The organism is Bacillus solimangrovi, from assembly GCF_001742425.1.
In the GTDB taxonomy this organism is placed as follows: domain Bacteria; phylum Bacillota; class Bacilli; order Bacillales; family Bacillaceae_N; genus Bacillus_AV; species Bacillus_AV solimangrovi.
On the sequence record NZ_MJEH01000018.1, the window covers coordinates 30,308 to 52,990 of the forward strand.

20 protein-coding genes and 2 pseudogenes are annotated in these 22,683 nt (G+C 37.1%); 14 read left to right on the forward strand and 8 right to left on the reverse strand.

Features of this window, described 5'->3' with window-relative positions:
- Positions 1-404 precede the first annotated feature (404 nt).
- A pseudogene (locus BFG57_RS19605) lies at positions 405-920 on the reverse strand (methyl-accepting chemotaxis protein); the annotation flags it as partial.
- Positions 921-2,083: 1,163 nt separating this feature from the next.
- On the opposite strand from BFG57_RS19605, the gene BFG57_RS07880 reads away from it, so the two are divergent.
- The gene (locus BFG57_RS07880; RefSeq protein WP_069716941.1) at positions 2,084-2,377 is read left to right on the forward strand and encodes a hypothetical protein; all 294 of its coding nucleotides are present in this window, start codon (positions 2,084-2,086) and stop codon (positions 2,375-2,377) included.
- A 191-nt stretch (positions 2,378-2,568) separates the two neighbouring features.
- Here the strand turns inward: BFG57_RS07880 and BFG57_RS07885 are convergent, their stop codons facing one another.
- A complete protein-coding gene (locus BFG57_RS07885; protein WP_069716942.1) occupies positions 2,569-3,381 on the reverse strand; it encodes a UTP--glucose-1-phosphate uridylyltransferase in 813 nt (270 codons plus the stop codon).
- 300 nt (positions 3,382-3,681) lie between these two features.
- On the opposite strand from BFG57_RS07885, the pseudogene BFG57_RS07890 reads away from it, so the two are divergent.
- From BFG57_RS07890 to BFG57_RS07900, 3 genes and pseudogenes are all read left to right on the forward strand, one after another.
- Positions 3,682-4,965 (forward strand): annotated as a pseudogene (locus BFG57_RS07890) (UDP-glucose dehydrogenase family protein); the annotation flags it as partial.
- A complete protein-coding gene (locus tag BFG57_RS07895) occupies positions 4,962-5,918 on the forward strand; it encodes an NAD-dependent epimerase/dehydratase family protein (RefSeq protein ID WP_069716944.1) in 957 nt (318 codons plus the stop codon). The pseudogene BFG57_RS07890 and the gene BFG57_RS07895, both read left to right, overlap by 4 nt.
- Positions 5,915-7,063, forward strand: a complete 1,149-nt coding sequence (locus BFG57_RS07900; RefSeq protein ID WP_069716945.1) for a glycosyltransferase family 4 protein — start codon at positions 5,915-5,917, stop codon at positions 7,061-7,063. Before BFG57_RS07895 ends, BFG57_RS07900 begins: the two co-directional genes overlap by 4 nt.
- Positions 7,064-7,208: 145 nt before the next feature.
- Here the strand turns inward: BFG57_RS07900 and BFG57_RS07905 are convergent, their stop codons facing one another.
- From BFG57_RS07905 to BFG57_RS07925, 5 genes are all read right to left on the reverse strand, one after another.
- Entirely contained in the window at positions 7,209-7,712 is a 504-nt protein-coding gene (locus BFG57_RS07905) for a GNAT family N-acetyltransferase (protein ID WP_069716960.1), read from the reverse strand.
- Positions 7,713-7,838: 126 nt separating this feature from the next.
- The gene (locus BFG57_RS07910; protein ID WP_069716946.1) at positions 7,839-8,765 is read right to left on the reverse strand and encodes a right-handed parallel beta-helix repeat-containing protein; all 927 of its coding nucleotides are present in this window, start codon (positions 8,763-8,765) and stop codon (positions 7,839-7,841) included.
- Between the two features lie 210 nt (positions 8,766-8,975).
- A complete protein-coding gene (locus BFG57_RS07915) occupies positions 8,976-9,716 on the reverse strand; it encodes a hypothetical protein (RefSeq protein WP_069716947.1) in 741 nt (246 codons plus the stop codon).
- On the reverse strand, positions 9,717-10,766 hold the full coding sequence (locus BFG57_RS07920) for a CotS family spore coat protein (RefSeq protein ID WP_069716948.1): 1,050 nt from the start codon (positions 10,764-10,766) through the stop codon (positions 9,717-9,719).
- A gap of 20 nt (positions 10,767-10,786) precedes the next feature.
- Positions 10,787-11,926 (reverse strand): glycosyltransferase family 4 protein, encoded by a 1,140-nt coding sequence (locus tag BFG57_RS07925; protein WP_069716949.1) that lies wholly within the window; start codon positions 11,924-11,926, stop codon positions 10,787-10,789.
- Between the two features lie 369 nt (positions 11,927-12,295).
- On the opposite strand from BFG57_RS07925, the gene BFG57_RS07930 reads away from it, so the two are divergent.
- The 7 genes from BFG57_RS07930 to BFG57_RS07960 all read left to right on the forward strand — a co-directional run bounded on the left by BFG57_RS07930 (position 12,296) and on the right by BFG57_RS07960 (position 18,845).
- Positions 12,296-13,363 (forward strand): spore coat kinase CotI, encoded by a 1,068-nt coding sequence (locus tag BFG57_RS07930; RefSeq protein WP_069716950.1) that lies wholly within the window; start codon positions 12,296-12,298, stop codon positions 13,361-13,363.
- A 335-nt stretch (positions 13,364-13,698) separates the two neighbouring features.
- Positions 13,699-14,076, forward strand: coding sequence for a VOC family protein (locus BFG57_RS07935; RefSeq protein WP_069716951.1), 378 nt, complete (start codon positions 13,699-13,701; stop codon positions 14,074-14,076).
- Positions 14,077-14,527: 451 nt separating this feature from the next.
- Positions 14,528-15,535 carry an LLM class flavin-dependent oxidoreductase gene (locus BFG57_RS07940; RefSeq protein WP_069716952.1) on the forward strand — a complete coding sequence of 336 codons (1,008 nt, stop codon included), beginning with the start codon at positions 14,528-14,530 and terminating at the stop codon, positions 15,533-15,535.
- 29 nt (positions 15,536-15,564) lie between these two features.
- Positions 15,565-16,206: an SDR family oxidoreductase gene (locus tag BFG57_RS07945; RefSeq protein WP_069716953.1), complete on the forward strand. Its 642-nt coding sequence runs from the start codon at positions 15,565-15,567 to the stop codon at positions 16,204-16,206.
- Between the two features lie 179 nt (positions 16,207-16,385).
- Entirely contained in the window at positions 16,386-17,654 is a 1,269-nt protein-coding gene (locus tag BFG57_RS07950; RefSeq protein WP_245676720.1) for an MFS transporter, read from the forward strand.
- Positions 17,608-18,228, forward strand: a complete 621-nt coding sequence (locus BFG57_RS07955; RefSeq protein ID WP_069716954.1) for a TetR/AcrR family transcriptional regulator — start codon at positions 17,608-17,610, stop codon at positions 18,226-18,228. Before BFG57_RS07950 ends, BFG57_RS07955 begins: the two co-directional genes overlap by 47 nt.
- A 308-nt stretch (positions 18,229-18,536) precedes the next feature.
- Entirely contained in the window at positions 18,537-18,845 is a 309-nt protein-coding gene (locus tag BFG57_RS07960; RefSeq protein WP_069716955.1) for an alpha-helical endospore appendage domain-containing protein, read from the forward strand.
- Between the two features lie 160 nt (positions 18,846-19,005).
- Here the strand turns inward: BFG57_RS07960 and BFG57_RS07965 are convergent, their stop codons facing one another.
- A complete protein-coding gene (locus BFG57_RS07965; protein ID WP_069716956.1) occupies positions 19,006-19,935 on the reverse strand; it encodes an AraC family transcriptional regulator in 930 nt (309 codons plus the stop codon).
- A 540-nt stretch (positions 19,936-20,475) separates the two neighbouring features.
- Between BFG57_RS07965 and BFG57_RS07970 the strand changes: the two genes are divergently transcribed.
- The 3 genes from BFG57_RS07970 (at position 20,476) to BFG57_RS07980 (ending at position 22,283) form a co-directional block, all read left to right on the forward strand.
- Positions 20,476-21,009 (forward strand): GNAT family N-acetyltransferase, encoded by a 534-nt coding sequence (locus BFG57_RS07970; protein ID WP_069716957.1) that lies wholly within the window; start codon positions 20,476-20,478, stop codon positions 21,007-21,009.
- 308 nt (positions 21,010-21,317) lie between these two features.
- Positions 21,318-21,860, forward strand: a complete 543-nt coding sequence (locus BFG57_RS07975) for a ribonuclease FAU-1 family protein (RefSeq protein ID WP_069716958.1) — start codon at positions 21,318-21,320, stop codon at positions 21,858-21,860.
- Positions 21,861-21,902: 42 nt separating this feature from the next.
- Positions 21,903-22,283: a DUF5412 family protein gene (locus BFG57_RS07980; RefSeq protein WP_069716959.1), complete on the forward strand. Its 381-nt coding sequence runs from the start codon at positions 21,903-21,905 to the stop codon at positions 22,281-22,283.
- Positions 22,284-22,683: the final 400 nt, after the last annotated feature.

The following is a 22,683-nucleotide window of genomic DNA, read 5'->3' on the forward strand; positions in this document are numbered from 1 at the left end:
AGTCGATAAGCAGCCGCCTTCCGCTTTTCTTCATGTCCAGCTTCAAGCGCCATCGGCTCGAGGTCATAAGTCAAGTAATGAATAAGGTAAAAGGCAACCTTCTTCCTGACTTTCCTTATGCTTGTCGCCGATAAACAGTCGCCTTCCGCTTTTCTTATTGTCTAGCTTCAGTGGCAAGCCCCTCGTGGTCACTTCGCCTTTGGTCAAAAAAGCAAAGAACGCTTTTTAAGCCAAAGGCTCCAGTGCCAGTCGGGTCTCCCATAGCCACTTTCGCTTTTCTTCATGTCCAGCTTTAAGCGCCATCGGCTCGAGGTCATAAGTCAAAATGTCAAGAAGGTAAAGGTCAACCTTCTCACCATTTCGCCTTATGCTTGTCGCCGATAAACAGTCGCCTTCCGCTTTTCTTATTCAAATGTATTACGGATGGCTTCGGTGCTTTGTACGGTTTCGTCTGTGTATGATGCGATTTTGTTACTGTCTGCTGTTAATGTTTCAAGTGTTGCGCTCATTTCTTCTAAGTTTGCGGTAGCTTCTTCGATGACGGCTGCTAATTCGTTCGCTGAGCTGTCTACGTGTGAGGAGGATGATTTTACGCGTTGTGATAGTGCATCGAAATGTTGGAAGTTCTCCATCACATGTGATAGAACATCACGTAATTGATTAAAATATGACCTCACATCGTTTAAGTGTTGGACACTTTCCTCGAAACGACGATTGCTCTCATGCATCTTATTTAACGCGGAGTGGTTATGAGAGTTTAGTTGCTGTAAGTTTTTTGTAATTCGTATTGTCGTTGCACCTGTAGTTTCGGCAAGCTTGCGAATTTCTTCTGCGACGACAGAGAATCCTCTACCAGCATCACCGGCACGTGCTGCTTCAATTGAGGCATTAAGGGCAAGTAAGTTCGTTTGCTCGGTAATTTGTTTGATACTCTCTGTAAATGAATTCGTTTCTTCAACCTTTGTGCTGAGCTGTTCAAACGTTACGTTTAAGTCTTCAATCATAACTTGTACGTCAGTCATTTCATCTGTTAGCTTGGACATCTTTTCATCGCCACTATCTGCGAGAGAGGATGCTTCACTCGTTTGCTTCGTTAAGTGTTTCGAGCTCTTATCAACCTTGATCATTTCTTCAACAGTCTTCGCAGTATGATTGAGAATTTCATTTACTTGTTCGGTTTGCGTTTGGCTTCCTGCGGAAATTTCGTAGATCGTTTGTTTGATAACGTGTTGTCCACCGACATTCTGGTGTAGCTGTTGTTGGATGGATGAGAGGTTGTCACCAATCTTTTGTAATTCTTCTTCTAGACGTTCCTTTTGGCGTTGTTTAACACGATTTTCATGTTCTGATTCTTCAACAATGTCTTTTAATTGCTGGAATTGTTTTTTATTCAGATGAACGACAACACCAAGTAATACGCCAGAGAGCACGTACGTTAATACAATCGCAAGATGACCGTCTGTTAACGCGATTGTTTGATCAGGTAAAGCAAATGTTTTATTTAAGAAAACAGCAATTAAACCTAATACAAATCCAATTGAGAATATGCGCATATTCATTTGCACAGCAGAGAAGACCGTTAAATAAAAGATGATGATAACAAGGTCAATTCTTCCGCCAGTAAAATAAATGGATAGTATATTGAAAGTTTGACTGAGAACGACACCAAAATAAGGAAAGACAATTTCTCTCTTGAAAATATGCTGAAATAGTATGTAAGATGCGACAATTAAGACGAGAGTCGATCCGTAAATGATGATTGAATGTATGTTTTTTGAGGAGAAAATTGAATAAGCGAGCGCAACAACGGTACAAAACGTAAAGGTTGCAAACATCAGTTTATTTTTGCTTCGAAGATCTTCTCTTCTAATTTGCTCGATTGCTTGCATGAGATGCCTCCTTTAGATAAATTTGGTTATGAACAACTATTCATTATACTATATGACTCTTTATGTTTAAAATCCTTTTTTTATAGCAAAATATTTTATTATTCTTAATATTTCGCAACCACATCTGTAAATAGGTACATATCCACACCCTTCGATTGTTCGGTCATATAATGGTTTAAAAAGGAGGTAACACAATGGGCCAACTATATGCGATTATACAGTTTGATCGAAATAAACCAAAAGACGATCCAATTCGAGAAATATTCGAAGAGTTAGAACCAGAAACAGAAGTACAACTTGAAACAGAAGATAAAACATTTTATGAAGCGAAGTTTCAGGAGTTTGATACTGAAAATGAAGAAGCAAAATTACTCGTTGATCAGTTTTATGTTGATGGCGGTGAGGAAGTCAATATTCCTGTTTCAATGGTTGTGAAGGTGAAAGGGCCAGACGTTCAAGAAGATGATTCTGAAGATGAAGTGGAGTAAGGGTTATTATTCTTAATAAAGTAGGAAGAAGTACGTAACAGTCTTCTTCCTTCATGTATCTTATTAATGAGTGAACGAACAATGTGAAATACAGACATATGAGAAGCTTCTATCCATTGAAATGAAATCAATTTGGATAGAAGCTTCTTTTAATAATACTGAATTGAAACGGAACATTAAACAGTGAACGTTTACATGTTATTTAAGTAATGGACTTTATTTATAATGTCAAGATAATCCTTCGGTGTTGCAATATCATAGCGTTTACCAGATAGAATCTTGCCGTAACATTTCTCGTTAATGAGTAGTTTTCGAATTGCATCGGTTAATTGAATCTCCTGACCAGCTACGTATTGTAAGTCATTCAGGTGTGAGAAGATGGCTGGAGTAAATATATATCGTCCGACGGCAGCTAAGTTTGATGGTGGGTTTTTCTTAGGTTTTTCAATGATATCTTTCATTTTATAAATGCCACTTTTTGTTTCTTTTCCTTTTATCACTCCATATTGATGGAGCATGTTTTGTTCAATTTCCTTCAGCCCGATTACAGATGATTGCTTTTTTTTGTACACGTCAATTAATTCGCATAATCCATGCTTTCCTTTTGACATGATAATGTCGTCGGGAAGCAGGACAGCGAATGGTTCATTGTTGATAAAACGTTCACCTATCCGTATCGCATCTCCTAAACCTCTTGCATATGGTTGACGAGTGAAATAAAGTTGCTGCTTCGGTATTTGCATCTTGGATAATAAATGTTCTTTGTTGTTTCGTTCTAGGAAGGCTTCAAGTTCTAACGATTCATCAAAATAATCGACAATTAAGTTTTTTGAGCGGGAAACAACGAGCAAGATGTCTTCTATTCCAGATTCGAGTGCTTCTTCAATCACGTATTGAATAGCTGGCTTCACACCGATGGGGAACATTTCCTTCGGGAGGACCTTGGTAATCGGGAGGTTTCTTGTACCATATCCTGCTGCTGGTATAATCGCTTTCTTTATCACATAATTTCCCTCCGCTTTTTCATAGTTTTATAACGATATAATGACTCCTGCTGAGTGATATTTAGCAGGAGAATGGGTATGTTACTGATTGGAATATTATCAATTGGAGTGTAGAGAATTTCCCATTGATTGAAGTTTGAATATATATAGACATACTATTCGTTAGAGAATGTATAAGTAAGTTGTCCATCTGAAATAGGGCGTTGCTTCACGAATTGGGCAGTGATGATCGTCACATATAGATTGGCATATTGATAGATTATAGGAGGGATTATTTTGTATGGTTAGAAAGGAGTCAAACGTATGAAAATTTGTATTATCGGCACAGGTTATGTTGGTTTATCAACAGCAGCTGTACTTGCTGATCTCGGCCATCATATTACATGTTTAGATGTTAATAAAGAGAAAATTCGTTCATTACAAAGTGGGAATGTTCCGTTTTTTGAACCGAATCTAGAAGAACTTATTCAAGCGAATGAAGAGCAACTCATTTTTACTCTTGATGCGAAACAAGCAATAACAAGTGCAAATGTTATTTTTGTAACCGTTGGAACACCATCGTTACCTGATGGTAGTGCGAACTTAACTTATTTATATGATGTACTTGACACAGTATCTCAATTTATCACATCATACAAAACAATTGTGATCAAAAGTACGGTTCCAATTGGCACGACCGAGCAGTGTAGCGAGAGGTTGTTAGACAATGGGGTTAAGGTTGAGCTCTTTTCAATCGTGTCCAATCCAGAATTTTTGCGTGAAGGTTCAGCTGTGTACGATATGCAAAAGCCAGATCGTATCGTTGTAGGTGTTCAGAACAATGATAAGCTTTCACTGCATGTGATGAAATCCATTTATGAAAAGATCGAAGCACCATATGTCGTAACAAGCTTGAATGGAGCAGAAATGATTAAGTATGCTTCTAATTCATTTCTTGCAACGAAAATATCCTTCATCAATGAAATTGCGAAAATATGCGATCAATATGATGTTGATGTAACCGAAGTGTCACGAGGAATCGGAATTGATCATCGAATTGGACCTTACTTTTTACAAGCGGGTATCGGTTATGGCGGCTCTTGTTTTCCGAAGGACGTTAGAGCACTGGAATATTGTGCGAAGCAAAAACGTGTCATACCAACCTTACTTTCTGCGGTACAACAAATTAATGCAACACAAGTTCTTTATTTTATTGAGAAAGTTGAACAGCACGTACCAGAAGGAAGTCAAATAACGATACTAGGTGGGGCGTTCAAACCGAACACAGATGATATACGTTATTCACCAGCTATTACGATCATTCGTGCATTAGAACAAAAAGGGTATAAAGTAAGGATGGCTGATCCGAAAGCACATTTGCCAAAAGAATTAAAACGCGTGCAACAGTATGATGATCCTTATGAGGCAATTGAAGGAGCTGATGGTGTCATCATTGCAACAGAATGGGATGAATATAAGCAGTTAGATTTTGCGAAGGTAAGTGAACGGATGAAAGGCAATGTGATTTTTGATGGGAGGAACTGTTTAGATCGGAATACGGTTACTGCAAATGGATTAACGTATATAGGAGTTGGTCGATCATGAAGATATTCGTTACAGGTGCAGCAGGATTTATCGGTTCGCACTTATGTGAGAAACTACTTGAAAATGAAGCACATTCTGTTACAGGTATCGATCATCTAATCGGACCCACCTCTGTTCCATTGAAGCATTATAATGTAAAAGGACTCAATAGCCATCCTCGTTTTCGATTAATTGAAGATGATCTATTATCGGTTGATTTACATGCTTTACTTAAAGACGTTGATGTAATTTATCATTTAGCTGGAATCCCAGGTGTAAGAAGTAGCTGGGGAACAGATTTCGACCCATATGTGGCAAATAATATTATCGCAACTCAAAGGTTACTTGAAACGGTAAAAGATTTGCCGATTAAGAAATTCATCTATACGTCTACATCATCGATCTATGGACAGAAGAGTGGAAAAGTGAGTGAGGATATGTTGCCTGAACCGTTATCTCCATATGGTGTGACGAAGCTTGCGGGAGAGCATCTCTGTCGCTTATATGCACAAAGTAACGATATACCTGTCGTTGTATTACGACTGTTCACGGTTTATGGGCCAAGACAACGTCCAGATATGGCATTTCATAAGTTTATACGCCAGCTGCTCACAAACCAACCGATTACAGTGTTTGGTGATGGGTTACAATCACGAGACTTTACGTATATTGGTGATTGTGTGAAGGGGATTGCATCGATCATGGACAATGATGATGCAATTGGGAGAACGTTCAATATCGGTGGAAAAGAACGGGCAACGATTAATGAAATGATTGCATTACTAGAACAGTTGACAGGGGAGAAGGCGATCATTCATCAAGAGGATGCACTTCCGGGTGAGCCGAAGCATACGTATGCAAACATTTCACAAGCAGAAACGATTCTAAATTATCACCCAACAATTTCTCTGAAAGAAGGGTTAGTTGAAGAGGTAGCGTATATTCGTAACATCTTGAAGGACGTATTACGATGAATATTGCGTTCGTTTGTACAGAGAAATTACCTTGTCCATCTGTTAAGGGTGGTGCAATTCAAATTATGATTGATGGCATTACGCCGATGTTAAAGCAACGATTTTCAATAACGATCTATTCAATTGAAGATGCTTCTCTTCCAACTAGCAATCAGGAAGACGGTGTCCAATATATTCGTTTTCCGAAAGAAGCGTATTATGAAAATGTGGCGAACCACATAGGGGAAGAGTCATATGATCTGATTCATGTCTTCAATCGTCCAAAAGTCGTACCATTGATTCATGAGGCATCCCAAAATAGCTGCATCGTGTTAAGCATTCATAACGATATGTTTTCTCAAATAAAAATGTCATCGGAAGAAGCGCGTGAAGCAATTCGAATTGCGACGAAAATTACGACAGTTAGTGAATACATTAAACGAGCAATTATTGAACGTTATCCAGAAGCACTAGAGAAAACACAGGTGCTCTATTCAGGTGTTGATTTTGAGAAATATCCTTCTCGTTGGTCAAATAAAGGAACACAAATCCGCTCCGAAAAAAGGTCTGAGTTAATGATCGACGATAAGAAGGTTATTCTTTTTATTGGTCGCTTAAGTAAGACGAAAGGACCTGACGTGTTAATAAAAGCAATGAAACATGTCATCGAAGAGCATGATGATGCGGTGTTAGTTATTGTTGGTGGAAAATGGTTCAGTGATGATGGAATGAACGATTATGTGCGAGTATTGTATGAGTTAGCAGAACCGATAAAGGAAAACGTAATGTTTACAAGTTACATCGCTTCAGAAGAGATTCCATCTGTCTGGCTTGCTGGTGATGTATTCGTGTGTAGCTCACAATGGCATGAACCGCTTGCACGTGTTCATTATGAAGCGATGGCAGCGGGCATTCCGATCATTACGACAAATCGAGGTGGCAATGCTGAAGTCATGATTGATGGATTTAACGGTTTTGTCATTGATGACTATGATGAGCCTAATAGCTATGCGAGTTGTTTGAATCCATTGTTACATGATCCGCATTTATGTGAAGAAGTAGGGCGAAACGGGCGAACGTTTGCGATGCTAAACTACCGATTCACACACACAGCTAACCGACTTGGGGCAATTTATGAGGAAGCGTTGTGTGTAAGGAATCAATAAGGAGTTATGCACACTTATAAGGGGTGTTTCGAAGCATAAAATTACTTCGAAACACCCCTTGTATACGAAATATGACAGCCGTACTTATAAAATGTAGTGGTTCCATTTCTACATAAACCACTTTATGCTTGCTTCATTAAATTGTTCAATCCATACCAACTGTTGGACTTCTTCGCTCAAATAAGATCGTATCACGCCACATGCCATCCATCTTACCAATACGCTCTCGTCTTCCAACCTCACGAAATCCATTCTTAATGTGTAAGTGAATACTTCCTTTATTTTCGGGGAAGATTCCAGATTGTAACGTCCAATATCCATTCTGTTCACTTATTTCGATCAAGGAACTCAATAGTACATTACCAATACCTTTGCCCATATGACTCCCACTAACATATACACTTACTTCAGCAACTCCACCATATACACAACGACTAGAGACAGGGCTTAATGCAGCCCATCCAACCACGTTTCCTTCTGAACGTGCTACTATTCGACAATCTAATGAGTGACTTTGATCCCATTCCTCCCAAGAAGGAGCTTGTTGTTGAAAAGTAGCATTGCCAGTAGCTATCCCTTCGAGATAGATTGCTTTAACTTGTTCCCAATCCTCTGATTGCATGTTGTCTATGTAAACTTTATTTTCCATGCTCACACCAACTTTCTCTTTATAAATTTTAATTTCTATTATATTAGATGATTACTATCTTCTATCATAAGTTATGTAGTTTCCTTCTACTACGACAAAAAACTCTCCTGCAACATTGGAGAGTTATCACGTACACAAGTTAGGAGGGGAGCTGTTTTCGCATATGTTGCCATCAAATGTGTTTTCATCAGCAGAGTCTCCTTGAGTTTCAATATCAAACGGAGTGTTATCTTTAAGTTTATTGAAACGGATACTGTTATTTCTTGCAAAATTTCGTATCAAAATACCAGAACCATCATCTTCAGGTCCGTTGTTACGTATAATATTAGAATCAATTACATTTCTAGAGGTTATCTCATCATCCAACGCTTCAATTTCTATTCCACTCTGACCGTTATTACAAATTAAGTTAGCAATCACGTTATTGAAATCGGCATCATCATCAAATTCAATTCCATCACCTTTATTTTTTATCGATGTATTACCAAATATCGTATTAAAACTGCGTTCATCGTCAATATCAATCCCATCAGCAAAATTTTCTTTGGCAAGACTTTTAATTAATTTGTTGCAATCACTGTCAATTTCAAACCCTTCACCTTTATTTTGAGTGCTTTCACACTTAATGATAAAATTACGATCTCCAGTAGTCTCGATTCCTTGAACAGAGTTAAGCAAAAGTAAGCAGTTAATGATTAAATTTTTTTCTCCAAAGAATTCAAATCCATTATCTCCATTAAAAGAAGATTCAACGTTAACGATTACATTGTTATTAGAAGATACATTATTCCCATTCAAATCAAATCCTTGTACCGTAAAATCTTGTAATATCGTTTGATTCGCACTTACAAGCACACCATCACCTGAAATATTTGCAGGTGTTCCAGCGATAATCGTCTTCCTAATTCCACACCCGAATATTTTCAATCGTTCTTTTGTTACTTCAAAGCCATCAAACGTACCAGCTAAGATTTGAATGCTATCACCAGCAACAGCAGCATCTATTGCAGCTTGCACCGTTGCAAATTCAGTTGGCACAACACGAATCGCCATTTTGTACACACCTTTCTTATCATTCGAAGTTACAATATTTTATGAAAGGTGGACTACGTTTGCTTGTACGTTACATAGAAATGGATGCTTATTTTGCAGAGTGTAAAAATAGAACGAAGAACCTGAAGGGTGGAAATATACCGCATTTCAGGTTCTTTTGTTAGATCATATCCTTGAATGACAATTAAGACGAACGCTTAAATAAGCGTATTATTTCTCACGAATATATGCCTCTACTTCAACTTCTAATACTAATCCTTGCCCTATGTCAACTGTGTATTGTCGTTTATTCACTGCTTGAGTGTTTGATAGCATGTTAGGGTTACTATTTGATAAATCAATATCAATGCCAATTTCAATATCGTCCATTGATGTTGTTGAAAGTGATGAACTGATAGATTCAACGTGCTCAGTCTGACTATTGTCATCCTCAACTTCAAGATGAGCAGGTTCATCTAGTTCAGTTAAGCTATCAAGATGTTCAACTGGATCATCGCCTTCTGATAATTCATCTGCAAGAAGGTCAGTTTCTATCGATGTGTCATCATCTTGAGTAGTATGTGCATCCTCAGTTGTTGCGGTCTGTTCAGTTGGAGGTGGTATATTGTCATTAGACGGAATATCGACTGTCATTTCTGTCTCATCGCTTTCACCTGTAGTAGATGGATTTTCTTCAGATTGTGGAGTTAAGTGCTCTTCCGGTGTCATGTTAGTGCCTAATTCTGAAATTGGTTGTCTGTTTTCAGGTAAGCTTGGCAGTTCGACAACGAGTTGGTTTTGCTGTTCTGACGATGAGTTAGTACCTTCATTTGCTTGGAAAAAATGTTCAGGATTATCTAATAATTGTTCATACTCGATCGAACTCCAGCCCATTGGTCCAGGGGGAGAGAATGTAAACGTATCGATGTTAACGGTTGGAATTTTGTTAGTTTCTTCACGTTTTTCAGCCATTTACGAATCCTCCTTCTTTTCTTTAATGAGAGGTACTAAGCTATGGAATTGATCGGTAAACTCTGCTTTGGAATTTTCTACGGCAATAATGTTTTGCAATGCCCAAATGTATTTTTCATCTGACCACGATACCTTTTGTCCTAAATAGTATTTATGAATAATAGAGCAGAACAAATGAGGGAATTTTAAGTCTGTCCATAACACTTTATATTGATCCTCAGTTAATGGATTAATAGAGTCGTAAGCTTGCAACATTTGAATGGCTAAGTCTGTATCCCAAATCGATAACTTTTTCATGACTTTGTTCATTAACATCCGAATGTCACGTGAAGGCAGATCGATTGTAATTGAATGAAGCTCTCTCATGAACAGGTCATCTTCTGTATCAATTAATCGTGCCATTGTAAAATCCTGTTGGCAAAATCCTTTTGCTTCGATCCATTCTTTCGACCAGTTTTGATAAGCAGCTTCGTCTAATTCCATTAAAGACTGTCTACCTCTTTCTAACATCTTATCAACATGAGATAAGAACATGAGTGAAAATGGGTCTAACGGAAGCCCTTGGGCAATGCTTTTGTTACCTTCTAATTCTTGCAGTTTCCACCGATAGAGCTTTTGCCATTTGCCGATTCGACCACGTTTTTTACTTTCATCACTATGAACAAATCCTTGTGAGTTTGTGTGAAATTGTGCCATGAATTTCATCGTTCTCGTTAATTGTTCTTTGTCATAATAGATGACTTCGTTTCCATCAACCTTATCATAGAGGACAAAAGCTGAATCCTCCACACCAACACATAAACCTCCCTGGGTTGTGCGATGGATTTTGGCAATTGGAAGTCCGTTATTGTGCAAGTGTTCATGTGCTTCTGCAATGAAGAGCATACGCGTCGGTTTCATTTGAGCATTTTTTAATATTTTTTCACCATCGGATGTTTCAATAAGCCATGTCGTTCGACCACTCTTACTCGTGAGTAACTTTACGTTTTCAACTTGAATTGAATAGCAATCAAGGACTCGTTTAAGGATGTTATCATCTTCGAGTTGCATTAGTTTGGCCACCTTTCTATTTATAATTTCGCACTATTTTCATAGACGGTTTGTAAGTTGTGTGCAACATGCTCCCAACGAAAGCCCTTCTCAACGACCGATCTTCCGTTTCGTCCCATTTGCTCGCATTTGTTACTACTGTTTAACAAGGAATTAATCGCCCCTGCATATGCGCTAGGGTTTTCAAAGTCTGTGATGACCATGCCGTTTTTACCTTCGTTAATCACTTCGGGGTTTCCGCCTCTATTACTTGTGATCATCGGTAAACCACATGCCATCGCTTCGTAGTGAACCCTCGCTAATGGTTCTTGCCATTGTGATGAGCAAACGAATACATCTGACATCGTAAATAGACTTGAAATTTCACTAGGTTTAACGAATTTAATAAATCGTACATGATCAGCGTATTTCGCTCCGAGTGTATAGAGATGCTTTACATAATTGTTAATGTTGTCTTCACCAAACCATTTTGAACCGATGAAAACCATCACAGCATCTGGGTGTTTATCGATAATTTGTGGCAAAGCTTGAAGTAAAATATGTGGGCCTTTAACTTTACTTAGTCGACCTACAAATAAGATGACCTTCTTATTAGCCAAATCTAATTTTTGACGAACGTTTTTCTTTGCTGCACTTCCTTCTTTCGTCCATGCAGGATGAAATTTATTCACATCAACGCCTGAATAGACGGTTTGTACTTTTGACTTTGCTTGAGGAAATCGACTTGTAATTGTTTCGCCGATGTAATCACTCACTGTAACAATTTGTGAGACGAGTGAAACACATTCATCTCCCTCAGCATCACTGATTTTTTCATTTGCAAACATTTCATTGTGGACACTTAACACAAGCTTTGAGCGAGGAGAAGCATCATGAATTTGTTTGATCCATAATGGACGGTTGCACACATGAATAACATCAAATGAAGCATCTTTTACGTAGTTAACAATCGAATTAACATATTGCTTTTCAGGAAATCGGACGTAATGAACGCCGTTATTCTGTTCATTATCTGCTAAGTCTGGGTGTGTAATTGAGAATATAGTTACTTCATGTTTTTGCTTAATAATTTGTGCAACAGCATCAAGGTAGATTTGAATAGCGCCCCCTTTAACAGCAGGGACAGGTAACTTCTCTGTAGCAATTAACGCAATTTTCATAGGTTACCTCCATATTATTCAGGTAATAGTACCCTTTTTTTACAGAGTACGAGACATGCGAGGCTATTGTGCTAGTAACTACTGAGAAAGATGAAAAAGGGCGATTGACTTGTGATGTCTTGATATTGATGTAAAGAGAGTGAACTATACTCCAATTTTATATGGATAAAAGTTAAGTTTGTCCGATTATTTGAAACACTGTTTCATAATGGGGCGTTCAACTAGGGCAAATGATGAGGTTCATTCATACGTTAATAGAAAGCGTGATAATTAAATTAGTATGTTGGTTCATTATTGAAGGCTTTTACTATTTCGGCACTTTTTATTGATGGACAAAGGGAAAGTTGAATAGAACAGGATGGTGAACGGATGAATATAGAGTCAGAAGTAAACTTATTAAATCTTAGTGAAGAAGAGTATGTTCTTACCCCAGAAGAAGAAGCCAGATTAAAAAGTCTTGCGGAGTTTATCATTCAGAGCTGGGATGTCACTGTTCATGACATTGATGTAATACAAGGTGGACAAATGGCGTTAGTTTGGAAAATTCATACGAGTGAGGGACCGATCTGTTTAAAACGTATTCATCGACCTGAGAAAAAGGCGTTATTTTCAATTAATGCGCAACATTATTTGGCGGAGAGTGGTGCTCGTGTCCCTGGTATTATTCGGAATAAGGCTGAACAGCTTTATACAAAACATGGACCGTTTTTGTTTGTAGTTTATGACTGGATAGACGGAACACCGTTTGAATTTACAAACCCTGAAGATGTGCAGATGATGATGAAGGGATTAGCGGAATTTCATCAATGGTCAATTGGCTATGAACCTCCAGAAGGTGTGCCGATCTTCAGGAAATTAGGACGATGGCCAAATCATTATATTAAAAGGTTACAACAGATGGAAACATGGAAATTAGCAGCACAGCGACTTCCAGATGACGAATTCTCACAAATCTATTTACAACAAATTGATCCAATTATTGAAGATGGTTGGAAAATTCTCGATGAGTTAATGAATTCACATTACAAAGTTTGGGTAGCAGAACAACATCAAGCACCAATCCTTTGTCACCAAGATTATGGGACGGGTAATACGTTATTAGGACCTGATGGAGATATTTGGGTAATTGATTTAGATACGGTTTCATATGATCTACCTATTCGTGATTTAAGGAAGATTATCATTCCATTAATGGATACGACAGTAACTTGGAATGACGAAGAGTTTAACATGATGATTGATTCGTATGAAACGGTCACACCATTAACGGCTGAACAGAAGCAAGTCATGTATATTGACATGTTATTCCCATACGAATTGTACGACGTAATCAGAGAGAAATATGTTCGAAAAACAGAGCTTTTCCCTTCTGAATTACAAGAAGCAATTGATTTCGAGTATATTAAAAACGAAGCGATTCGCAAGCTAATGCAATAAACATCTGATTAGTTCTAAAAAACAACGATTGGATCCTAATTAACTGTTATCGTTGAGGAAAATTAAAAACATATTGAAAAGCACATGAGAATTCAGCTTAGAATTTTTGTGTGTTTTTTATATGTGAAGAAATATGTGTTGGTATTTTCAGTTCTTCGTTTAAACAACATGAATCAATAGCTTCTATAGACTCACTTCCATATTTAAAAAAAAGCTGTTTTCGTAAACTTTATTGTTTTTTCATTAGCAAAAAATATAGTAAAATTTATCATATTAAAATAGTCAAAGGGAATGTTTTTTATATAGGATTAAAAAATGAAAAGGAAGGTGTATTAATGAGAGTAGAAGTTAACATGGTTGTCAGTAATGCAAAACAAGCTAGTGAGTATTATGATAAATTACTAAAAGCTGAAATAATGTCAAAAACTGATGAAACGACTGAAATGAATGAGACAATAATGAAACTAGGTGATACAGAAATTAGAGTCTTAAATGAAAACAAAGAATATGGATTAATTGCTCCTGCAGAAGTTGGGACAGGTTCTTTATGGTTAAATCTTATTGTTGATGATATTGAAATGTATTTTGATAATGTAGTTAGAGAGGGTGGGAAAGTAATTTCCCCTATTCAAGACTTCCCAGAAATTCCAGCGAAAAATGCAGTTTTTTCTGATAAGTACAATCATGTATGGGTAATAAATCAAAAGTATTAGGAGTAAGAGTCAGTTCGGAGAATTGACTCATTTTTAGGGGGAAATAGAGCAAACTAATATGGACAAAGGTTTCATCTCAAAATTAGAACAGTTGCCTCGGACAATCACTATCTCACACATTACAATTCTTTCGAGGATTATAATGTGTTTTTTGTGTAGGTTAAGAACGTGCTGCACAAGTTTGTTACGTAACTGTTTTCATGCATGTCATAGATATTCATTTTTTAGAAAAACATAAGATGAAATGATAATTAGGTTATTATTGTGTGAATATACTTAATAGTGTTTAGAAAGTTAAAAAGGTAACTGTATCCGATATGTGATTAAAGCAGTGATAACGGTTCTAGTCGTTGTTTTAGCTCCTACACAATATATTGTGAGCAATTTATTTGCGCATCATATAATTGTGTAAGATAATAGAAGTAATCTAAATGTTAGGTGAGGATAAGTTATGACGTTGAAATTAAGTATACTCGATCAAACTCCCGTTCTTAACGGAACGAATGTGAATGAAGCATTTGAACATACAACATTATTAGCAAAGGAAGCAGAACGATTAGGTTATCATCGTTTCTGGGTGTCAGAGCATCATAGTACAAGAAGTTTAGCTGGTTCAGCTCCAGAAATATTAGTCGCTCATTTAGCAGCACATACATCAGAGATGAGGATTGGAACAGGTGGGATCATGCTACCGCACTATAGTGCGTATAAAGTAGCAGAGATGTTCCGTGTGTTAGAAGCACTGCATCCTGGACGTATCGATCTCGGTATTGGTCGCGCACCAGGTGGCATGCCAAATGTCGGTCGTGCTCTTCATGATGGGAACCATCGGGATGCTTCACGTTATCCAGAGCAAGTGCAAGCGTTAATTGCGTATTTACGTGGGCAAGATCCGTATGAAATGAATGTGTATGCTACGCCTCTAAGTGAAACAATGCCAGAAATATGGCTACTTGGCTCAAGTGGTTCAAGCGCGATGCTCGCATCTCAAATGGGTACGCCGTTTATGTTTGCACACTTTATTAATGGTAATGGTGGTCAGCAGGCGACAAAGGCATATCGCCAACAGTTCCAACCGTCACAATTAAATCAAGAGCCAAAAGCAACCGTTTCTGTTTTTACAATATGTGCAGAAACAGAACAAGAAGCAGAAGAACTTGCAAAAGGATTAGACCTTGCGATATTAAAAGGTGAAAAAGGAGAGGAACGTAGTGGTTTCCCAACGCTTGATGAAGTGAAAAGCTATCCATATACATTCTTCGATGAAGCTCGCATTAAGGAAAATCGTAAGCGCATGATTATTGGAAATCAAGAACAAGTGAAAGAACAGATTTTACAATTAAGTGAAGAATATGAAGCGAATGAAGTGATGGTTAATACAATTTCAGATCCATTTGAAACAAGAGTGAAGTCATATCAATTAATTGCAGAGGCATTTGATTTACAAAAACGATTTTAAGCGCAAAATCCAATAAGGGGGAATTGTTCATGAAAGTATTAGTAATTGGTGCAAATGGGAAGATTGCAAAACGTGCAATTGAGTTTTTGAAAGAAGAAGGTCATGAGCCTGTTGCGATGCTGAGAAATACAGACCAAATTCCTCATTTCGAAAAGTTAGGTGTGAAGACAGTTATCGCAGATTTAGAAAAGGATTTTTCACACGCATATTATGGTGTTGATGCTGTTATGTTCGCAGCTGGATCAGGTCCACATACAGGCCTTGATAAAACGATTGTCATTGACCAAGAAGGTGCAATATCTGCTATCGATCTAGCGAATAGATTCGGGGTCAAACGTTTTATTCTGCTAAGTTCAATGAGTGCAGATGAACCGAAAGCTGGACCGAAAGCATTACAGCCTTATCTGTATGCAAAAGGGCGTGCTGATGCGTATCTACGAACAACGAACCTTAATTATACGATTGTACGTCCAGGACCGTTAACGAATGAAATTCGAACAGACAATGTGCTAATCGAATCAAAAATTCAAACATCAAACAGTAAGTCGATTCCTCGTGAAGATGTTGCTCGTTTGTTAGCGATAACAGTTGCAGAGGAGAATACGTATAGACGTACGTTTGACGTCCTATCGGGTGAAACAGAAATTTCAGATGCATTGCATACATTTTAATTTCGTATCATAGAACAATTGGTATGTAACGGAATAGAAAATAGTGTAGACGAAACGCTCAACTTGGCGTTTCGTCTTTTTTTTGAAATACACTTTAAAAAAGACACTGATGTCGGTATAATAAATAAAACGACATAGGTGTCTTTTTTATTTAGTTTAAATACTTGGGAGGGATTAAGGTGAAAGAGTTAGCGAGAAATAAGGGGTATATTACATTGATGTTTGCTCAATTGATTTCAAGTATTGGAGATTGGTTAAGCATCGTCGCAATTATTACGCTAGTTGGGTTGAAGTGGAATGCGACTCCGATGGAAGTATCATTCGTTATATTGTGCTTAGCACTTCCGATGGTTATCTTCGGTCCTTTAGCAGGTGTTGTGGCAGATCGGATGAATCGAAAGGCGTTAATGATCATTTCGGATCTCATTCGTGCATTGCTCATTCTCCTGTTATCAATGGCAGAAACAATTGAAGTTGTTTATATTTGTTTGCTGTTAATCGGTATATTTTCTACCATTTTCATTCCTGCAAAAAATGGAAAATTGAAGGAATTAGTTGCTGAAGAGCATATGACGCGTGCGATGTCAATTTCCGCTGCAATTGACTCGATTACAAAAGTTTTAGGACCGTTATTGAGTGGTGGATTCGTTCTCGTTTTCGGTGCAAAGCTTGTCTTTTACATTGATTCAGCTACATTTCTAATCTCTGCTGTATTAATTGCATTGTTACCAAAAGCAACACATGTGATCAAAGTGGAAGAAACCGTTGAAAAAGATCGCACATCAATTAAGACAGATCTTCTCTTAGGTTTATCATTTATTCGTTCGAACACATCTATGTTAGTTGGAATGTTCTTCTTAGGAATGAGTTTGTTAATATTACAACTTTCTGATTCTCAGCTAATCGTGCTAATTCGTGAGATATCGGATGCAACTCCGAATTTGTTCGGTTATGTCGTGATGGCATCAGGTATCGGAATGTTCTTCTCTGGCATACTGCTTGCTAAGAAAACGCAATTACATTCAATGGTAACGATGTTGATTGGGGTTTGTGGAATCGGAATTGGTTTTGGTATGATGGGGGTATTCACATATTTTGACACGAGTTATCCTGTTGTTTGGATTGTGTCATGTGGTTTATGGGCAGGGTTTTCTATTAATTTAGTATTTGTGCCATTTCAAGCTTATATTCAGCTTGAAACTCCAGTTCAAATGACAGGCAGAGTGTTTGGCGTTATGAATAGTGTAACAACGACAGCAACGATCGTCGGTCCGATACTTGGAGGATGGTTGTCCACGGTAGTAGGGGTTGTTCCGACCTTTATGACGACAGCAGCATTATTGATTCTAATGGCATTAATCGGATTAGCAATGAAAAGTAAAAGAGAGCGGAGGGAGAGAGATGTCTCCGAAAGTGAGCAAGCAACATCTCGAGGAACGACGAGCTAAAATTTTACAAGCAGCAACTAAAGTGTTTATTGAGCATGGTTATGAACGAGCAACGATGAAACATGTAATGGATGACGCTAACGTAAGCAGGGGAGGTTTATATCACTACTTTTCGAATAAAGAAGATTTGTTCGAAGCGATCTTAGCAGAGGATTTAACTCAGGAAGTATTCGAAATGGAGCAGCAGCTTAATGAGGACGTAACATCCTATTGGGAGTTACTATTAGCACGTATATTCGGTGATGATGGAAAACCCAGTGATGAGATGGATCCGTTAGCACCGAGTAAGCTAGAGTTTTTTATTACAGGTAGAAATGATGAACGAAGAAGAACGTATGGTGAAAAACGATATGAGAATGGGTTGAAACTGTATGCTGATGTCATTCAATCTGGTCAGGATAATGGGCAATTTAGTCGCAAATATAGCAGTGACATATTAGCGCGTTCGATTATAACGTTTATAGACGGATTGGCACTTGATTATGCCATTCTTTCGAAAGAAGATGTGAAGTTACAGGAACAGTCAATGATGTTTATTGAGTATTTAAAACTTGCACTTGAAGTGGAAAGTTGAGAGTAAGTTAATGTATGAGTATGTGATACTGTCTATTTTTCGCATAGTTCTACTTGTACGTTCTTAAAAGGGGAAAAATAAGAGAAAACATGACAAACGTCCATTCCGTTTTGTAAGTGAAAGCATACTATAGTAGTGAATTAGTGGTATTCCTTTTTTGACTGACATCTCCCTTTGTAGAAGCTGTGTGCATCCCATATTGCACACAGCTTTTTTTTCTTGCAAGATAGTCATTCGTCCCAAACACATTGAGGCATTTTTCATAGTATAGAGTGTACGATAATCTAAACCACAAGGAGAGAATGACAATGAGTTTGCCTAATTTTCCAAATCCATTTAATGGACTGCCTGAGTTCGACAAGGAAGATGTGTTACTATTTTTATTAGCTTCAGTTGGGCAAGAAGAACTTGCTTTAGCACATATTATGAATGCTGAAGGAGAGAAAATTCAAGCAGCTGTAAAAGAATTCGAAGATAAATGCATATCACTTGATGAGTTACTGGACACAAATGATAACGTGAATGATTTGTTAAAGACTGTAATTAAGAAGGAAATGTTGCTTCAATTTAAAATTGAAAATGTGATTAAACTATTTGAAATGAAGGATAAACATTAAGTTAATCAGTAGATAATTCGTTAATAAGATTGCACATGGTCATATCCTTATTTAGAAAAAACTTGGTATGAAATAACATGAATCCCACTCTATGAGCAACATTTCATTGGAGTGGGATTGTTTAATTTAGTTATAGAGATTACTTGAGATAAGGTAGTGGTTAGAGTGGTTTGACAGGTAGATAGATATCGATGAAGTGTTTCTTTTCTGGATGTGTGTTCGGATCATTCATATACATTTCAAAGCTAGATCGATCATCTGGCTGGTAACCGCTTTGAGGTAACCATTCACTGTAAAGGTATTTCCATGCATCTCCATGTTGCGTACCATTATCAATTTCAAATTGTCCAATAGCATATTTGCCCGATTGGATCGTCATCTTACCAAAGTCATCATCTATGTTCGTATCTGTTGGAATGACTAAACAAACGCTCGTTCGTAATTTGTTTTCTTCCGTTATATTAGGGTTGTCGTGATAAATTGTAATTAGTTTAATGTCGAAATTATTCACTAACCCTTTTGCTGAAGCAGACGTTACTAATTTACTAATCATCTCTTGAAACACTTTACCAAATTCTGAATATGCTCCTACGTGACGTAAATACATAACCGTCATTTCCTCAACATCAACAACATCAACGTTATAAGTCATTTCCATTTCACTTTTCCTCCATTCATTTGTCTTTACAGCTTCATTATACGTTGGAGGAACTGCTCCAGCTTTCCTATTGTTGCTATACATTGAACGATATGTCGTTGCACTCATTCCATAATGTTTTTTAAATGAGCGGGCAAACATTGCTGAATTTGAAAAACTTAAATCATATGCGATGTCAGTTATCGACTTATGAGGAGTATGAAGCAAATAGTTTGCGGCTTTTTCGAGTTTTTGTCTTGTGATGTAGTGATAGAGTGTTTCGTTCATGAAGCTGCTGAAGATCCGATGAAAATGATATTTCGAGAACCCTGCAATATCTGATAGTTCTTCTAGGGTAAATGTTTGATCAAAGTTTTTCTCAATATAATCTTGTACAAGGTTTATACGCGAAATGTATTCTTGGCGTGTTGATTGGCTTATCGAACTGTCCATCGTTTCATCCCCCTTTTCTTTGTAAACGTTTATTACGTGTCACTTGATGAGAAGACTTAGACTTCAAAGTATAAGGATTATAAGTGAGTGGAGGGCATTGGTTATACCCGTGTATAGCATAAGTGTCAGGAATACCTTCATTTGTTCAACTACTCATTAGTGAGGCTACAGATGGAAGTTTCCTTTATTTTAGCAATTTCTTGAATGAAGTGCTTTGCTAATCTTGCTATGGTGATGTTAGGAATGTTCTTTTTTTTATAAATCGATCAATTATCTCGTTTCAAATATGGGTAAGACTTTCATTTCAAAACGAAGGAAAGTCCAAAAGCTTATATGAGAGAGGGTCTCGGTTATGCCTTTGTACTAGCAAGCGTCAGTAATTTACTGATTGTTCAACTAAGGATTAGATTGGATAAAGAAAAAAATGCTAATTGAACTTTCATTTTATGGTAATCTATAGAAAATGAGGGAGAGGAATTCGTATACATATCCGTATTGGATGATCGGATTTTTCTTTTTCAATAAAAGGAGTGTAAGAGAATGTTTCCTAATTTAGAATCAGAACGGTTAGTCATGAGAGAATTAGTGGAAGACGATGCTCAAGGGATATTGAACTGTTTTTCTAATGAAGATGTCTTACGTTTCTACGGGCAAAATCCACTTACAGATGTAGAACAAGTTAAAAAAATCATTAAGAACTTTGCAGCGAACTATAAGCAAAAGCAGGGAATTAAATGGGGCATTGAAAGAAAAGGAACTGAAGGAATTATCGGAACGATTGGGTTTCATGACTGGTCTTCAGAACATCGTCGAGCAGAAATAGCATATGCGCTATTACCTGAACATTGGGGAAAAGGATATGCGACAGAAGCTGTTTCTGAAGTAATATCATACGGGTTTCGTGAGCTTAATTTAACACGTATCGGAGCAGTCGTTTTTACCGAAAATCATGCATCAAATAAGCTCTTAACAAAATTAGGGTTTGAACAAGAAGGTGTTCTAAGAAACTATATGTATCAATATAACGTTCCATATGATACGAATGTATATGCGCTCATACCTGAAAAGTCGTGAACCAAATACTTCAACATGATGATGCTATTATAATAATTAGAATATGTCGCAAGGCTTGTTCTATGAATATGGATCTTCTAGTATAGGATGGTAAGCATATTCGTCATGTCTTTCAAATATCACTAGTTTGTTTATTTCAGATTAGAGCTTATCAAGAGTCAACTGATACTAAGACCCTCACTTGATAACATAAAAGAGTTAACGTTGTTAAATAGGGGAAGTGTCAATCATAACTTGCATCAGTGGGGATGAAGGAAAACCTCAATTGGTGCAAGTTTCACTTTATTTTGGAATGAGGAAATGGAAGTATGATTAAGAACAGACCGATTTTACAAAAAGGTGACAATATTATAGAAAGAAAAGTTTGTTACGATGGCACAATTGTGGAACATGATTGTAAGCTACTAAAATCGTTTAATCAAACCGTAATATTGTTCCATAAAATAGCATACTCGTTTTCGATGAAAGTAAATCATACTGAATTAACTATCCCTGAAGGCAGTTATACTATTGCATATTACTGGAGAGATCAGCCTTATAATTTATACATTTGGCGAAATCATACAGGGGATTATTTAGGTTCATATTTTAATATCGTAAGAAATACATATTATACGCATGAGTTTGTATCCTTTGAAGACTTAATTATTGATGTTCTAGTACTTCCTAATGGTGATTATTTTATTTTAGACGAACATGAATTACCAGTTCCTTTAGAACAATTTGAGAATGGATTTGTGCAAGAAGCTCTGAAGTCATTATGTCATTCAATTGATACGCTACTGCCACAAAAAATAGTTGAAGCTGAGAAATTGTTTAAGCACGAGCAGCTAGTCCGTTTTATAAAGTAGATAATTTGAGTTAGGAAAAATATATAATAGTAGGTTGAACATATGAAAAGAAAACATAAACTACTTCTGCTTTTCGTAGCAGTTATTAGTATATTTGCATATTACCATTTCACTAGTCCGCAGTTTAATGAGGGAGAGCTTTATGTCGGACCAGTCACTTCCCCTACTGGAGCATACACGGCAAATTCCTATTATGAAACTTATGGTGGTGCAGCGGGTGGTGTGAACATCTGGGTAGAGATTACGTATCATCATGAAAGTAACAAGACTAATGCCATATATTACGGTCCAGGTAGAACAGGATTTGATATGGAATGGGTAAATGAGCATACGATTTATATCGAAAATCGATCGGGTACTGAATTTAGTGAACAGAAAACCATAGACGTAAGAACTGGGAAAGAGGTCAATGAACAAAGCTGACTTAACACGTTTTAAGTGCGATAAGAGTAAATTCACTTTATCACGTTTCAACTGACGCTAAGACTCCCACTTCAAAACTTAAGAGAATCAACTAAGTTTAAGTGTGAGAGGGCCTTGGTCATACCCTTGTGGTAACAAGCGTCAGTCATTACCTGATTGGTTCAACTAAGCATCAGTGGGGATGATGAAAAACCCCCACTGATGCAAGTTTAATTTTATAATATTAAGTAAGATTACTTACATTTATTAAAGTGATTGATAGTTTACAAAAAGTAAGTATTATTATTTTTAAATTTTATTAGGGTAGTACCAGCTGCTTGACATTATATTTTTGAATATACCTTGTCATTCTTAGGATAAAGTACTTTTGAGAAATATAATATGTCAAGCTATTCTTTTT

What these genes read in the sequence shown, in the direction of transcription:
- BFG57_RS07920 (WP_069716948.1), bottom strand. Translation starts at nt 10,766, where the DNA reads ATGCAACTCGAAGATGATAACATCCTTAAACGAGTCCTTGATTGCTAT.
- BFG57_RS07975 (WP_069716958.1), top strand. Translation starts at nt 21,318, where the DNA reads ATGATTAAGAACAGACCGATTTTACAAAAAGGTGACAATATTATAGAA.
- BFG57_RS07925 (WP_069716949.1), bottom strand. Translation starts at nt 11,926, where the DNA reads ATGAAAATTGCGTTAATTGCTACAGAGAAGTTACCTGTCCCTGCTGTT.
- BFG57_RS07930 (WP_069716950.1), top strand. Translation starts at nt 12,296, where the DNA reads ATGAATATAGAGTCAGAAGTAAACTTATTAAATCTTAGTGAAGAAGAG.
- BFG57_RS07900 (WP_069716945.1), top strand. Translation starts at nt 5,915, where the DNA reads ATGAATATTGCGTTCGTTTGTACAGAGAAATTACCTTGTCCATCTGTT.
- BFG57_RS07955 (WP_069716954.1), top strand. Translation starts at nt 17,608, where the DNA reads ATGTCTCCGAAAGTGAGCAAGCAACATCTCGAGGAACGACGAGCTAAA.
- BFG57_RS07915 (WP_069716947.1), bottom strand. Translation starts at nt 9,716, where the DNA reads ATGGCTGAAAAACGTGAAGAAACTAACAAAATTCCAACCGTTAACATC.
- BFG57_RS07880 (WP_069716941.1), top strand. Translation starts at nt 2,084, where the DNA reads ATGGGCCAACTATATGCGATTATACAGTTTGATCGAAATAAACCAAAA.
- BFG57_RS07905 (WP_069716960.1), bottom strand. Translation starts at nt 7,712, where the DNA reads ATGGAAAATAAAGTTTACATAGACAACATGCAATCAGAGGATTGGGAA.
- BFG57_RS07910 (WP_069716946.1), bottom strand. Translation starts at nt 8,765, where the DNA reads ATGGCGATTCGTGTTGTGCCAACTGAATTTGCAACGGTGCAAGCTGCA.
- BFG57_RS07970 (WP_069716957.1), top strand. Translation starts at nt 20,476, where the DNA reads ATGTTTCCTAATTTAGAATCAGAACGGTTAGTCATGAGAGAATTAGTG.
- BFG57_RS07980 (WP_069716959.1), top strand. Translation starts at nt 21,903, where the DNA reads ATGAAAAGAAAACATAAACTACTTCTGCTTTTCGTAGCAGTTATTAGT.
- BFG57_RS07965 (WP_069716956.1), bottom strand. Translation starts at nt 19,935, where the DNA reads ATGGACAGTTCGATAAGCCAATCAACACGCCAAGAATACATTTCGCGT.
- BFG57_RS07940 (WP_069716952.1), top strand. Translation starts at nt 14,528, where the DNA reads ATGACGTTGAAATTAAGTATACTCGATCAAACTCCCGTTCTTAACGGA.
- BFG57_RS07945 (WP_069716953.1), top strand. Translation starts at nt 15,565, where the DNA reads ATGAAAGTATTAGTAATTGGTGCAAATGGGAAGATTGCAAAACGTGCA.
- BFG57_RS07935 (WP_069716951.1), top strand. Translation starts at nt 13,699, where the DNA reads ATGAGAGTAGAAGTTAACATGGTTGTCAGTAATGCAAAACAAGCTAGT.
- BFG57_RS07895 (WP_069716944.1), top strand. Translation starts at nt 4,962, where the DNA reads ATGAAGATATTCGTTACAGGTGCAGCAGGATTTATCGGTTCGCACTTA.
- BFG57_RS07960 (WP_069716955.1), top strand. Translation starts at nt 18,537, where the DNA reads ATGAGTTTGCCTAATTTTCCAAATCCATTTAATGGACTGCCTGAGTTC.